Origin of the sequence: Solirhodobacter olei, from assembly GCF_004010155.1 — a bacterium.
GTDB lineage: Bacteria > Pseudomonadota > Alphaproteobacteria > Rhodobacterales > Rhodobacteraceae > Solirhodobacter > Solirhodobacter olei.
In genome coordinates this window covers 1-12,102 of sequence record NZ_RRYH01000013.1, presented here as the reverse complement: position 1 = coordinate 12,102, position 12,102 = coordinate 1, and the positions used below count along the sequence as shown (strand labels likewise).

The window sequence follows — 12,102 nt, the reverse complement described above, 5'->3', positions numbered from 1 at the left end:
ACTAACAAAGGGAACCGGACCATGGCATCCGTCACTATCTCCAACGTCGGCAAGTCCTTTGGGACCATGAGTGTCCTGCACAACATCAACATTGATATCGAGAACCACGAATTCGTCGTGTTGGTGGGGCCCTCGGGCTGCGGCAAGTCTACCCTGCTAAGAATGATCGCCGGGCTCGAGACAGTGTCGAGTGGGGAGGTAAGGATAGGCGAGCGTGTCGTGAACAACCTGCCGGCGCGTGAGCGCGACATTGCGATGGTGTTCCAGAACTACGCCCTCTATCCCCATATGACCTCCTACGAGAACATGAGCTTCAGCCTACGCCTGCGAAAGCGGCCTCAAGCGGAGATTGACCAAAAGGTTCGCGATGCGGCTTCAACGCTGAACCTCCTGCCTTTCCTCGACCGCTCACCCCGCCAGCTTTCCGGCGGGCAACGTCAGCGCGTCGCCATGGGACGGGCGCTCGTCCGCGATGCCCAAGTATTCCTCTATGATGAGCCGCTGTCCAACCTTGACGCAAAGTTGCGAGTGGTGATGCGGACCGAGATCAAGGCGTTGCACCAGCGACTGAAGACCACCTCGATCTACGTCACGCACGATCAGATCGAGGCAATGACGATGGCCGACCGGATCGTTGTCATGAATGGCGGCCGGATCGAACAGATCGGCTCGCCGCTCGATCTCTACGACCGGCCAGCCAATCTCTTCGTGGCGGGCTTCCTCGGCTCGCCCTCAATGAACTTCCTGAAGGGCCAGATGCGGCGCTCGGACCGTCAGGCCTTTGTCGAGACCGAGGGAGGGATGTGGTTACCGGTTTCGCCCGATGCAGCGGCCAGAGAGGGCCAGCCGGTGATCTGCGGTATTCGTCCAGAGCATATAGCGATCAGCGGCGATGGCGGGGTACCAGCCACGGTAGAAGTGGTCGAGCCGACCGGACCGAATATCGAGGTGTTCATATCGCTCGCCGGCCAGAGCGCCAGCGCTGTTATCTCTGAACGCCGCACCTTCCGACCGGGTGAGGAGATCGCGCTCCATTGGCTGCCCGAGCACGCGAGCGTGTTCGACCCCGAAACCGGGCAGCGCCTGTAGAAAGCCCTGGCCAACTTCATCGACCACTACAACCATCACCGCAACCACGAGAGCCTCGGCAACCGCACCCCCGCCGACGTCTATCTCGGCAGGGCCGAAACCATTCTCAAACGACGAAAGAAGATCATTCCGCCGCCGTGTCGGGCGCGCCTATCCAGGCCATTCCGGACCTCCCCCAATACCTAACGCAGCGTCAGACCCGGAGCGCGGCATAGCCCTCAACCCCGCGAACGGCGAGCCAGCTCAGCGCGGCCATCACGCCGGCGGTGGCGAGGCAGAGGGCGAGGCCGCCAATCTGGTAGCTGATGCCAGAAAGGAGCGTGCCGACAAGTCGCCCTGCGGCGTTCGACATGTAGTAGAAGCCCACATCCATTGTCACCCTTTCCGAGCTGGTAAAGGCCAGGATCAGGTAGGAGTGGACCGAGGAATTGATTGCGAAGACGTAGCCGAAGGCGAGCAGCCCCACGGCAAGGGTCGCCGTGAGCCAGATGGCCGGGGCGCCGGCAAGAAGGACGACCGCCATCAGCGCGAACGGGATGACGGTCAGTATCAGCACCCAAAAGGCAGCCGATGAGGCGATCTCGGCTTCCGGCCGCCCTGCCCCACCGAGCAGCTTCGGCACTGCCGCCTGCACTGCTCCATAAGCGATCACCCAAGCCGCCATGAAGGCGCCGACAAGGAAGAACGCGACCCGATGGCCCTCTGGCGTGCCGTCGGAGAGCGTCGCTTCGAAATAGACCGGGATGCCTACGACGAACCACACGTCGCGCGCGCCGAAGAGGAACATGCGGGCAAGGGAAAGACGGTTGATACGTGGGTCCTTCGAGAAGATCTCGCCGAACTTCGTCCCCTTCTTTCCCCGCGGCAAGCCCGCCGGCATGAAGACAACGGAGGCCACAAGGATCGCCAACAGCGCCACGGCCATGGCCCAGATCGAGGCACGGAAGCCGAAGCCCGCGAGGAGCGCCGAGCCCAGGAAGAAACCAGCTCCCTTCACCGCGTTCTTCGAGCCGGTTAGTACCGCAACCCAGCGAAATAGACCGCCCTGAGACGCTGGCGCCAGGAGCTTCACCGCGCTCTTCGACGACATCTTGGTAAGGTCCTTGGCGACGCCCGAGAGGGTTTGCGAGGCCATCACGTAAGCGACCGAAACCGTGACGCTCCAGCCTGGGTCGAGGCGGGTTAGCGCTGCCAGCGCGACCCCCTGCAGGGCTAGCCCAGCGTAGAGCGTCGTCGTCAACCCAAAGCGGGTAGCGAGCCAGCCGGCCGAGAGGTTGGTGACAATGCCAGCGACCTCGTAGCCAAGGAAGAGCCAAGCGATGGCGATCGGGCTGAAACCGAGGAGGTCAAAATGAAGGAGTACCAGCATCCGGAGCGCGCCGTCCGTAAGCATGAAGGCCCAGTAGGCTGCAGTGACGGTCGCGTAGGCCGCTAGCGGCGAAGAGCGCGCAGCCGCTGTCAAAGTGTTCCCGCCACCATCTGCGCGATGTCGGCCAACCGGCAGACATAGCCCCATTCGTTGTCGTACCAGGCGAAGATCTTAACTTGAGTGCCGTTCACCACCATGGTGGAGGCGGCATCGACGATCGAGGACCGCGGATCGTTCAGATAGTCCGACGAAACCAGGGCCCGCGTCTCATAGCCGAGGATGCCCTTCAGCGCCCCCTCCGCCGCTGCGGCGAAGAGTGAGTTCACCTCTTCGGCAGTGGTCGGCCGATGCACCTCGAAGACGCAATCGGTCAGCGAGGCGTTCAAGAGCGGCACCCGAACCGCGTGGCCGTTCAGCCGGCCTTTCAGTTCGGGATAGATGAGGGTGATCGCCGTCGCTGAGCCGGTCGTGGTCGGGATCAGGTTGAGGAGGGCTGAGCGGGCGCGGCGCATGTCCCTGGCCGGGCGGTCGACGATGGTCTGGGTGTTGGTCACGTCGTGGATCGTGGTCATCGAACCGTGGCGGATGCCGATCCCTTCGTGGATCACCTTCACGACTGGCGCGAGGCAGTTCGTGGTGCAACTTGCCGCGGTGACGAGATGATGTGCGGCCGGATCATAAAGGTGATGGTTCACCCCAAAAACGAGGTTCAGCGCCCCGCCATCTTTCACTGGCGCCGAGACGACGACCTTCCTGACGCCGGCAGCGTAGTAGGGCGCCACTTTCTCCGCCGTCTTGAAGACGCCGGTGCAGTCGATGACCAGATCGACACGCATCTCGGCCAGCGGCAGATCCTCGATCCGCTTCGTCGCCGTCAGCCGTATCCGGGCACCGTTCAGGGTCAGGCTCCCGGCATCGTGGGAGATCTTAGCCGGCCACCGACCATGGACCGAATCGAACTCCATCAGCAGCGCGTGGCTCTCAGGCGTGCCGGAGGGCTCGTTCACCAGCACGATATCGCCACCCAAGCCCTCGTCGATGAGCCGACGCAAGAGAAGCTTGCCCATCCGCCCAAGGCCGTTCAAAGCGATGCGGCTCATGCTTGGACCTCATGGCCGAGATCATCCAACCGGTGCTGCAGCGCAATGCGCTGGAGCGAAGCCAGAGGCAGCGCAACGAAGGCGGCGATCCGGCGATTGAGTTCGGCGTACGCACGAGCGAAGGCGAGCCCTTTCTCCGACGGCGAGCCCTCCGCCTTCACCGGATCGGGCATTCCCCAGTGTGCCGTCATAGGCTGGCCCGGCCAGGCCCCGCATTCCTCGTGAGCGGCAAGGTCGCAGACCGTGAAGACGAAATCGAACGTCGGGGCCCCCGGCCCGCGGAACACGTCGACGTTCTTGGCATGGAGGGCCGAAACATCGTGGCCGTTCCGCTGGAGAACGTCGATAGCGTAGGGGTTGAGCTCCGACTTCTCCCGAGTGCCTGCGGAGTAGGCGATGAACTTGCCTTGCCCAAGCTCTGATAGGATCGCCTCAGCAAAGATCGACCGGGCGGAGTTGCCTGAGCAGATGAAAAGGACGTTGAAGACCCGCTTCGACACTGAGGCACTCTCCTGTCTGGGGTTGATCGCCGCGGCGATTGCCGGGGCGCAGAGGTCCGGCCGTCCGCGGCAACAATCGGCGAGGAAATAGTCCACCAGTCCTGCCGTCCGCGTCAGGTCAACGGCGTAATAGACCGTCCGCCCGTCGCGCCTCGCCCCGATCAGTCCTGCCTGCTCCAGCGCCTTGAGGTAGACCGAGGCGGTGTTCGGCTTCAGCCCGAGCACCTCCGCGATCTCGCCCGCGCGCACGCCCTGCGGGGCATGGCGCATCAGAAGGCGGAAGACTGAGAGGCGACCCTCATGGCCGAGGGCGGTAAAGGCTTCGGAGGCGGCTCGTGTTTCCATTAATCATGAATACTGGAATTAACTTGACCCGCATAGTGAACCTTTTGCGACAGGCTGCAGCCAGAGGCATTCTGCCGGCGGCAGCAAATTTCTTGACGCCGCATCACATGCCGTACTTATCATGTAATCGAAGGCTGAGGCTGAAAGCCGGCCTTCTGGCGTGCGGCCGAGCGGATGGGGCTCCCCGCGCCAGCGCTTCTGCACCAGGCGCGACTGCCCGCGACATTGCACATCACGACAGACGCCTGGCTGTCCACGGCCCAGTACTTCGCGCTCTGGCGAGCGGTCGAGGCACTGTCGCATGGCCCTGCCGTCGGTCTCCGCATGACCGCCGGGACCGACACCTAGTTGCATCCCCCCGCCACGATGTCCGCGTTCTTCGCTCGGGACTATCGCGACGGCCTGCACCGGCTGGCGCGCTTCAAGCGCCTCTGCACGCCCGAGGAACTGACGATCACCGAAGCCGGGAGCGAATGCCGGGTTGCGGTGCGCTGGCTCCATGCAGTCGAAGCAGAACCTGATGCGGCGGCCGATGTCACTTTCGCCGCGATCCTGGAACTGCGCCGGCGGGGAACCGGGCGGCACCTCACCCCGATCCGGGTCGAGATGACCCGCCCCGGCCCGGTGACCGCGGTGCATCGGTCGTACTTCGGCGCCCCGATCCGGACCAGCTGTGATCAGAATGCCTTGGTCCTCGCCCGGGCCGACCTCGACTTGCCCTTCTCTGGCCACAACCCGGAGCTTCTGAACCTGCTCGATCCCGCGCTTGCCGCCTCGCTGGAGGAGATCGAGGCGCGGTCATCGCTCTCCGATCAGGTGAAGGTCCTGATCCGGCGCCGCATCGCCAGCGGCAAGCCCGACATCGCCGAGGTGGCCCGCGAACTCGGCATGAGCGAGCGAACCCTGCAGCGACGGATCACCGAACACGGGACGAGCTATCGTGCCCTGCTGGACGAGGCCCGGCGGGACCTTGGCCGCCGATTGCCGTCGGATGGGCAGAACGGCATCGACGAGATTGCATTCCTGCTCGGGTTTCAGGACACCAGCTCGTTCTACCGTGCCTTTCGCGCTTGGGAGGGCGTCACGCCGGCGCAGTGGCGGAGCCTTCATTGAGCGCCCGTCGCGCTGGCGCCACCTTCGGGGATGAGCCGCTACCCGCAAAACCGACCCCCCGTCGAGATCCGCAACAACGTCCGCTTTAGGGCGCAGGCGGCAATGGATCCGATGACCGTGCATGGGCCGCCTTGCTGCCGTTGCAACAGCGCGCGGCGATGACCGGCTCCGAGCCCGGTTGATCTATACTGTGATCGGAGCCGTAGGGCAGGAATTGCCCAAGAAGCGGCCTTCGCCACGATCCTGGCGGATTACGGCAAGGTCATGAGGCGGATCGCGGCCTGGCAGGGAGATTGGTAGGGACCATAGTGGGCCCGTCCCTTGGATTTCGCTGACCCGAGCTTCGGCCTCCCGATTGCAGCCAGCAGCCCCTTTCTCCTCTCCTCACCGGCAAATCTATTTCAGGAGCGATGCCCGCAGTCCATGAACTTCCTTCGGCGTTTGCTTCTGATCACGCAGCCCCTTCACGTCCACCGCCGCGAGAGGTCTCATGCCTGCTGGCGCGTTGGCCGCATTGCCCCAGGCGCCGCGGACATAGTTCAGGATCGCGGCCAGCCTGGCATCATCTAGATGCGCAAAGCTCGGCATCGTTCCGTTGAAGGTTTTGCCCCCCACCTCGATCTTTCCCGTCAGCCCGTTCAGGACGACATGCACCGGATAGAGCCGGTCAAGGAAGAGATCGGAATTGCCCGCCAACGGCGGGAAGCTCGCCGGAAGGCCTTTCCCGGTCTTCTGATGACAGGCCGAGCAATTCTGTTCGAAGAGCTTGCCCCCATTGAGCGAAGGAGCTGCGTCGGCGGTCGAAACGGCAGGTGCGGCCGGTGGCGGGTTCGGCCCGAGATAGGTGCCCAGATAGGTTACGATCTGCGCCTTCTCGGCGTCCGGGATCCGCAGGCCAAAGCCATACATCGTCACCAGGATATCCTTCCAGGCGCTTGCCGGGATACCGGAGGACTCCTTCAGGTAGCCCAGATCGTGGCAGGTCTGGCACCGGGCATAGACCAGATCCCGGCCGGGCCCATCGGGGAGGGTGATTTCATCGGCGGAGGCGCGTCCCAGGCCCAGCCCGAGACAGGCAACAGCCCACAGTAATATCGCACGTCGCATCGGCGTTCCCGTTCGGATAATCAGGGTTTTGGGGCGGGGAAGCGCGACTGGGACGTGCTTCCCCCTAAACCGTCCGAGAGTGGCTCTAGACGGTAACCTTCACATGGTCGGCGCCGTTCCATTCGTAGCCGCGCGGGTTCCACCACACGAGCCCGTCAAGTGGCTGGCTCCGCCCGAGGGAATCCGTGGCGCGCGAGATCAGCGTGTTCTCGCCCTTCGCGAGCGTTCCCTTGGCCTTCCAGTGATACCAGGCCCAGGGGCTTTCGGGCGCCTCGATCTCGGCATCCGTCCAGGTCTTCCCTCCGTCGGAAGACACTTCCACGCGGGTGATCGGTCCGCGTCCGTCATTGAAGGCAACGCCAGTGATCTCCACCGCGCCCGCACCGGGCTTGTCCTCCGGCAGAGGAGAGAAGATCGCACTCTTGATCTTGTGGCCGTAGGTCGGAACGCTGTTGGTTAGCGTATAGTCGTTGGCACCGAACTTGCCCGGCTCCACCGGCACCAATGGCATCCGGTATCCCATCGACTGGTAGACCGACGGCGACTGCTCCGCCTCGAACAGGATCGTATTGATCTGCTTGACGTTCATGTTGCCGTAATAGCCGGGAATGATCAGTCGCACCGGCCCGCCGTGCGCCGCCGGGATCGGCTCGCCATTCATCTTAAGCGCCAGGATGGCATTATCGAGCGCAGGATCGTCGATGTGATAGCTCTTTGCGAAGCTGGAGCCTTCCGGCGTCGCCGGATGGTCCCACCCGTGGGCCGTGATCCACTTGGCACCCGAGGACACGAGGAGCTTCTGCGCCTCCAGGAAGGGACGGAACGGCACGCCTTCCCACTCGATATTGCCCATGCCGCCGTTGTGCCACTGGCCGCCGGCCACCTTCTGTTTGGCGGCGTAGAATGCCCGGCCGTTACCCGCGCATTGCAGCACCGACACGCGCTTGACCTGCTCCATGCCTGCAAGGTCGGCGGCCTTCACCGTCCTTGGTCGCGCCACAAGCCCGTCGATCGTGATAGTCCAATCCGGGAAATCCGGTGCCTTGATCGTGTCATACCATGCTGCCTCGCCCTCGTGCGGGAAGTGGAAGCGGCTATAAAGGATCTCTTTCGGTGTGTGCTTGTGCTGGCGCAGAAGCGTGAGCGGCGTCTCCATCACGCCGAGCTTGGCATTGTGGATGATCAGGCCGGATACCTTGCCTGCGATCACCGCCGCGGAATCCTCACCGGCGGCGAAGGCCGGCCTGAGATAGCCTGGCATCGAAAGCGCCAAGCCGGCCGCACTCGTCGCCAGCCCGAATTGCCTTCTGTTGAAACGAAACTCCCCATCGCGTCCTGACATCATCTTTCCTCCCTTGATGAACGTCACGCCTGTCGGTCTGGTCCTGCCTTCCTCTTGTTCGTTCGCGCCAGGCCTCGGTGTAAGCGCCTCTCCTCGGGCAGGTCCTCCCGACCGCCTGAGTTCGCTTGAGACACTTCCTGCGGGCCCGTTTCCAAGAGGGAACGGGGCGCAGCTATCGGGTGCCTTGTGCAAGATTACAGATGCCCTTTTGAGCATATTTAACATCACGGCCCCGTTATAATCCGTCAAGAGAATTCTTCGGGCCATGGCGAGACCGGGCCCCACATCGCGCCATCGTGGGGCGGTCACACAGTCAGAGTCGTTGCTGCTGATGTATCGAATGACAGCATCCAAGCACTGCACAGAAGAGGCAGAACAGCCGGGATTGGGGGCGCGTTGCTGCCTTTCGAGGATGGCGCGCCGAAGAGCCGTGACGAGGCTTACTTTACATTCGTCAGAGCTAAGGCCTCGCATTCCAGCCAGTCGAGATAGGCCCGGATCGCCGCTTCATCCCGCTTGCAATAGGACCATTTCAGGTGCTTCTGCACGCTGATGAAGCCCGCCTGTTTCAGTATGTCCAGATGCCGGCTGGCCGTGGGCTGAGAGATGGCAAGCGCGTCGGCAATAAACGTCATGCAGACGCCGAACTTTGCCGGATCGGCGGACCATTGATGGCCGAAGTGCTTTCCGGGTTCTGCCAGCAACCGCAGGATCGTCAGGCGCTGCGCACTGGCCATGGCCTTTGTTTGGGTTGATCGGTCCATAGCGCCAATCATATAGTCAATGAGCTAAATGACAATATGGGATCTAACATGCTGGAACTGCCGAACGCCACGACCGTTGAAGGCAACAAAATCCGGTGGGGCAGGATCGGGAACGGTCCGCCGCTGGTTGCCATTCACGGCACGCCCTTTTCTTCCCAGGTCTGGCGCAGAATCGTGCCGCATTTCTCCAGCCTCAGGACCGTCTATTATTTCGACCTCGCGGGCTACGGCCTGTCGGAGATGCGCGAGGGGCAGGACGTTTCTCTTGCCGTACAGAACCGGATTCTTGCTGCACTGTTCGCGGAATGGGGCCTCGACCGCCCGGATGTGCTGGCGCATGATTTCGGAGGCGCTACAGCGCTGCGCGGCTATTACCTTCAGGGTCTACGCTATGCCTCCCTGACCATCTTCGATGCTGTGGCGCTGGCGCCCTGGGGGTCCCCTTTCGTTCAGCATGTACGTAAGCACGAGGCAGCCTTCGCGGGGATGCCGGGCTACATGCACAGGGCGCTGCTGCGGGCCTATCTTCAGACCGCCGCCCACAACCCCATGTCCGAAGAAGCGCTGTCGATCTATTGTACGCCATGGCTCGGCCCGGTCGGGCAGCCAGCCTTCTACCGGCAGATCGCCCAGATGGATCAACGTTTCACCGATGAGATCGAAGGAAAGTACGACCGGATGGATTGCCCCGTTTCCGTCCTGTGGGGGTTGAATGACGAGTGGATTCCGTATGACAAAGGTCGGGCGCTGGCGGCGCTGATCTCGGATGGAGAGGTGACGCCGATCGCAAATTCAGGGCATCTGGTGCAGGAGGACTGCCCGGAAGCGATTGTCACTGCTGTACTGACGCGCCTGCTCGGCCGCTAACGCCCGCTTCGCCTGCACTCTAGGCCGTCGACTGGATAGGGCCGAACGGCAGGTCCAGGGTACCCCTCCGAGACCGGGAACAGCGGAGAAGAGGGCGCCCTGGCGTCGTCAGGGATGGTATGACAAACGGCAGCGACGAGGCCCCTACATATCAACAGATAACTGACGGACCCGTTCGGCCAAGCGCTCGCAGGTCGCCTCGAAACCTGCGTCATCCGTGCGGAGGATAAGGCTTATGCCGCGAAGTCGGATGGCGCCGCGAAGAAGGCCGCGCTGAGATCGCGCAGCTCGGGCCCGGAGACGATCAGGCCGAGGCTTTGGAGCCGCTTCAGGATCGGCCGCAGGTGGTGGAACCGAAGATGCTCAAGCGACGGCTCGGCAGCGAGCGCCTCGAGTTTCTTGGCGATCTCCAGCGCCTCCCGAAGGCGCTTCTCCAGCTCCTCACGCGGAAGCCGTTCATAACCTTTACCCACGAAGAGCCGCAGCTTGGCATTGCGGTAAATTCGGTCGCGCGCAGCAAGCAAAGCCGCGCGCAAACGCTCGAAGCGTGACGGATCGATTGCCATGGCAGCTTCCTCCCTCTTCTTCAGTGCCGTTCAACGGCTCCCACGTTGCGTCAACTCTATCAGTCTCCCCTTGTCGGCAATCTGACGGACCATGGTCAGGTCAGGTCACATGCCCGGCACCTCTTATGGAGTTGACTGAAGTTGCGCTGCCTTTCTGCTCACGCCCGGGCCAGGCGCCGTTAGGCGGCTTGGCGGATTACACCGATGCCCTACTCAGGTAGCGACTCCATGCCCCCTCATGACACTCTGCCATCTGCCCGAGCTTCTTAGCGCTCCCAGCCGGGTGCCGATGAATGGCAACCTCACCACAATGTGATTACACCACAATGAGCGGGCCTTTTTGGTAAGTCCGCCAGGAAGACATCCGCAATGTATGAAAAAATCAGTGATTCCGCGTCGGAAGCGTGCGGGATTGGATAAAGAGTATAGTGTTCCGGAGCGTCTTCAGACCCGGATTTGGCTTGATGCAGGTCAAAGAAGTGCCGCGTCTCTGGCCTTAAATCTTTCCTCAAGGTTATCGGCCTTCTCGCAAAGAGTTCAAACAAAACGTCGGAAACATTTGTTTCGGGCAATGGAAAGGAGTGCTTCGATATGATTACGCACATCTCGAAAATCGCAATCGCCGCCGGCTTTGCAGCGGCTACCGCTCTCGGTGCAACGGCAGCCTCCGCCCAGAGCAATACCGTGACCAAGACGATCTACATTTATGCGGACCAGGCTGGTCTGCCCGGCGCCGATCACAAAAACCATGATGCCTTCTTCCCTGCCGACTTCGTAGTGAAGGCCGGCCAACAGGTGAAGCTCGTATTTATCAATAACGATGATGCGCCCCACAGCTTCACGGCGCCGGGGCTCCACCTGAACGTCGTCATCAAGGCTGGCGTCGACAAGGCCGGCTCGGACCAAGTCACTCCGACCACAACGACCTATACGTTTACCCCGACAAAGGCTGGCGAGTATCGCTGGCATTGCGTTATGCCCTGCGACACCTATTCGATGAATCGCCAGGGCTATATGGCCGGCTACGTCAAGGTGATCTAAGCTCCGATCTGTGCAAGGCTTCAGGACAAATGGCGCCGCCGAGAAGCCGGCAGCGCCATTTCCGCATTTGTTATAGTATTGAGAGGCGCTTCCATTCAAAGGGTCGCCGCCGGTCCACACAGCGTTATCAAATCTTGAGTGGGAAGCGGTATTCTCCGTCTTGGCTCAGCCCAGCACTGGGCTGCGGATCCTCAGCCCAGTTTGTTCGCACCCTGAACCTTCGATTGGGTCAGCTCGCATGGCCCGCTCCAGGTTGCTCCTGTGTGCCCCTGAACGGCCGGAATCGGGGCGCTTTTCTGCTCTTCAAGCTGCGGGCGGCGAAGGGTGGATCTAGCCCGAACTACCCGATACTGCCTACGGGTGCCCTCGTGATCGACGACCTGCGATGGATGTTGCCATCTGGTCACGAGGTCCATTGTCAGCGGGGGCCCTCTTCCCGCGGGCGTCACCAGAGCCGCGGCGATTGTAATCCCGCGCGCTTCTCAAGCGGGAGCCACGCCGCGACCTCTAACGGTGTGGCTGCGTAATGCGGGAGCGCGGTGGGCCGTCGCCCGAAGCTTCGTACCACCCTTAAATCTCCGCGCTGGAAGACGTTGCTCGTTCCCGCGCGGTCCCATTGGGCGAGACGTCGCCTGCGGCGAACCGACGGCCCAGCGGAACGGCGACGACGAGAGCGACCAGGAGCAGACACGTCGCGGGGATAACGCCCGGCTTGAGGCTCATTTCGAGCACCACTGCGGCCACCAGCGTGAGCGTGCCGAACTTAGCGGTCCACGCAACGGGATCACGGGTCAGGCACTGCACGCTTGGCGTGAATCCATTGCGTCGAATTTCTGTGTTGAGCAAGCGCATGCGCCGCCCCTCGACCTGGGAGCCGAGAACCGAAATCAGAACCAGGC

General features: G+C 62.4%; 13 protein-coding genes and 1 pseudogene. 6 read left to right on the top strand and 8 right to left on the bottom strand.

The features are described 5' to 3' along the window. Positions 1-21: 21 nt before the first annotated feature. Entirely contained in the window at positions 22-1,089 is a 1,068-nt protein-coding gene (locus tag EIP85_RS10885; protein WP_127902220.1) for an ABC transporter ATP-binding protein, read from the top strand. Between the two features lie 6 nt (positions 1,090-1,095). After that, positions 1,096-1,275, top strand: a complete 180-nt coding sequence (locus EIP85_RS23440; RefSeq protein ID WP_422067213.1) for an integrase core domain-containing protein — start codon at positions 1,096-1,098, stop codon at positions 1,273-1,275. A 7-nt stretch (positions 1,276-1,282) separates the two neighbouring features. Here the strand turns inward: EIP85_RS23440 and arsJ are convergent, their stop codons facing one another. The 3 genes from arsJ to EIP85_RS10865 form a co-directional block, all read right to left on the bottom strand. Next, the gene (gene arsJ, locus EIP85_RS10875) at positions 1,283-2,482 is read right to left on the bottom strand and encodes an organoarsenical effux MFS transporter ArsJ (protein ID WP_241559965.1); all 1,200 of its coding nucleotides are present in this window, start codon (positions 2,480-2,482) and stop codon (positions 1,283-1,285) included. A 65-nt stretch (positions 2,483-2,547) separates the two neighbouring features. Beyond that, on the bottom strand, positions 2,548-3,558 hold the full coding sequence (locus EIP85_RS10870) for an ArsJ-associated glyceraldehyde-3-phosphate dehydrogenase (RefSeq protein WP_127902218.1): 1,011 nt from the start codon (positions 3,556-3,558) through the stop codon (positions 2,548-2,550). Next, positions 3,555-4,403, bottom strand: a complete 849-nt coding sequence (locus tag EIP85_RS10865) for a metalloregulator ArsR/SmtB family transcription factor (RefSeq protein WP_127902217.1) — start codon at positions 4,401-4,403, stop codon at positions 3,555-3,557. The genes EIP85_RS10870 and EIP85_RS10865 overlap by 4 nt, the downstream gene beginning before the upstream one ends. Before the next feature lie 174 nt (positions 4,404-4,577). Between EIP85_RS10865 and EIP85_RS23215 the strand changes: the two are divergent. Both EIP85_RS23215 and EIP85_RS23210 read left to right on the top strand, forming a co-directional pair. Next, a pseudogene (locus EIP85_RS23215) lies at positions 4,578-5,111 on the top strand (AraC family transcriptional regulator ligand-binding domain-containing protein); the annotation flags it as partial. 108 nt (positions 5,112-5,219) lie between these two features. Continuing rightward, positions 5,220-5,516 (top strand): helix-turn-helix transcriptional regulator, encoded by a 297-nt coding sequence (locus EIP85_RS23210; RefSeq protein WP_277749301.1) that lies wholly within the window; start codon positions 5,220-5,222, stop codon positions 5,514-5,516. 396 nt (positions 5,517-5,912) lie between these two features. Here EIP85_RS23210 and EIP85_RS10855 read toward each other — a convergent pair whose 3' ends face one another. From EIP85_RS10855 to EIP85_RS10845, 3 genes are all read right to left on the bottom strand, one after another. Continuing rightward, positions 5,913-6,623, bottom strand: coding sequence for a c-type cytochrome (locus EIP85_RS10855; RefSeq protein WP_127902216.1), 711 nt, complete (start codon positions 6,621-6,623; stop codon positions 5,913-5,915). Positions 6,624-6,708: 85 nt separating this feature from the next. Next, positions 6,709-7,965, bottom strand: coding sequence for a sulfite oxidase (locus EIP85_RS10850; RefSeq protein WP_164871698.1), 1,257 nt, complete (start codon positions 7,963-7,965; stop codon positions 6,709-6,711). A gap of 440 nt (positions 7,966-8,405) precedes the next feature. Continuing rightward, positions 8,406-8,729: an ArsR/SmtB family transcription factor gene (locus tag EIP85_RS10845; RefSeq protein ID WP_127902214.1), complete on the bottom strand. Its 324-nt coding sequence runs from the start codon at positions 8,727-8,729 to the stop codon at positions 8,406-8,408. A 48-nt stretch (positions 8,730-8,777) separates the two neighbouring features. Here EIP85_RS10845 and EIP85_RS10840 point away from each other — a divergent pair, with 48 nt between their 5' ends. Further along, the gene (locus EIP85_RS10840; RefSeq protein WP_127902213.1) at positions 8,778-9,596 is read left to right on the top strand and encodes an alpha/beta fold hydrolase; all 819 of its coding nucleotides are present in this window, start codon (positions 8,778-8,780) and stop codon (positions 9,594-9,596) included. Positions 9,597-9,829: 233 nt separating this feature from the next. On the opposite strand, the gene EIP85_RS10835 is transcribed toward EIP85_RS10840, so the two are convergent. Beyond that, positions 9,830-10,162: a hypothetical protein gene (locus EIP85_RS10835; RefSeq protein ID WP_127902212.1), complete on the bottom strand. Its 333-nt coding sequence runs from the start codon at positions 10,160-10,162 to the stop codon at positions 9,830-9,832. 591 nt (positions 10,163-10,753) lie between these two features. Here EIP85_RS10835 and EIP85_RS10830 point away from each other — a divergent pair. Beyond that, a complete protein-coding gene (locus EIP85_RS10830) occupies positions 10,754-11,203 on the top strand; it encodes a cupredoxin domain-containing protein (protein WP_127902211.1) in 450 nt (149 codons plus the stop codon). A gap of 570 nt (positions 11,204-11,773) precedes the next feature. Here the strand turns inward: EIP85_RS10830 and EIP85_RS10825 are convergent. Then, a partial coding sequence (locus EIP85_RS10825; RefSeq protein WP_206615502.1) for a hypothetical protein occupies positions 11,774-12,102 on the bottom strand: 329 nt, incomplete at its 5' end.

Excerpts from the sequence above, each read along its gene's own strand:
- EIP85_RS10850 (WP_164871698.1), bottom strand. The coding sequence starts at position 7,965 with ATGTCAGGACGCGATGGGGAGTTTCGTTTCAACAGAAGGCAATTCGGG.
- EIP85_RS10855 (WP_127902216.1), bottom strand. The coding sequence starts at position 6,623 with ATGCGACGTGCGATATTACTGTGGGCTGTTGCCTGTCTCGGGCTGGGC.
- EIP85_RS10845 (WP_127902214.1), bottom strand. The coding sequence starts at position 8,729 with ATGGACCGATCAACCCAAACAAAGGCCATGGCCAGTGCGCAGCGCCTG.
- EIP85_RS10840 (WP_127902213.1), top strand. The coding sequence starts at position 8,778 with ATGCTGGAACTGCCGAACGCCACGACCGTTGAAGGCAACAAAATCCGG.
- EIP85_RS10830 (WP_127902211.1), top strand. The coding sequence starts at position 10,754 with ATGATTACGCACATCTCGAAAATCGCAATCGCCGCCGGCTTTGCAGCG.
- EIP85_RS10885 (WP_127902220.1), top strand. The coding sequence starts at position 22 with ATGGCATCCGTCACTATCTCCAACGTCGGCAAGTCCTTTGGGACCATG.
- EIP85_RS10865 (WP_127902217.1), bottom strand. The coding sequence starts at position 4,403 with ATGGAAACACGAGCCGCCTCCGAAGCCTTTACCGCCCTCGGCCATGAG.
- EIP85_RS10835 (WP_127902212.1), bottom strand. The coding sequence starts at position 10,162 with ATGGCAATCGATCCGTCACGCTTCGAGCGTTTGCGCGCGGCTTTGCTT.
- arsJ (WP_241559965.1), bottom strand. The coding sequence starts at position 2,482 with ATGCTTACGGACGGCGCGCTCCGGATGCTGGTACTCCTTCATTTTGAC.
- EIP85_RS10870 (WP_127902218.1), bottom strand. The coding sequence starts at position 3,558 with ATGAGCCGCATCGCTTTGAACGGCCTTGGGCGGATGGGCAAGCTTCTC.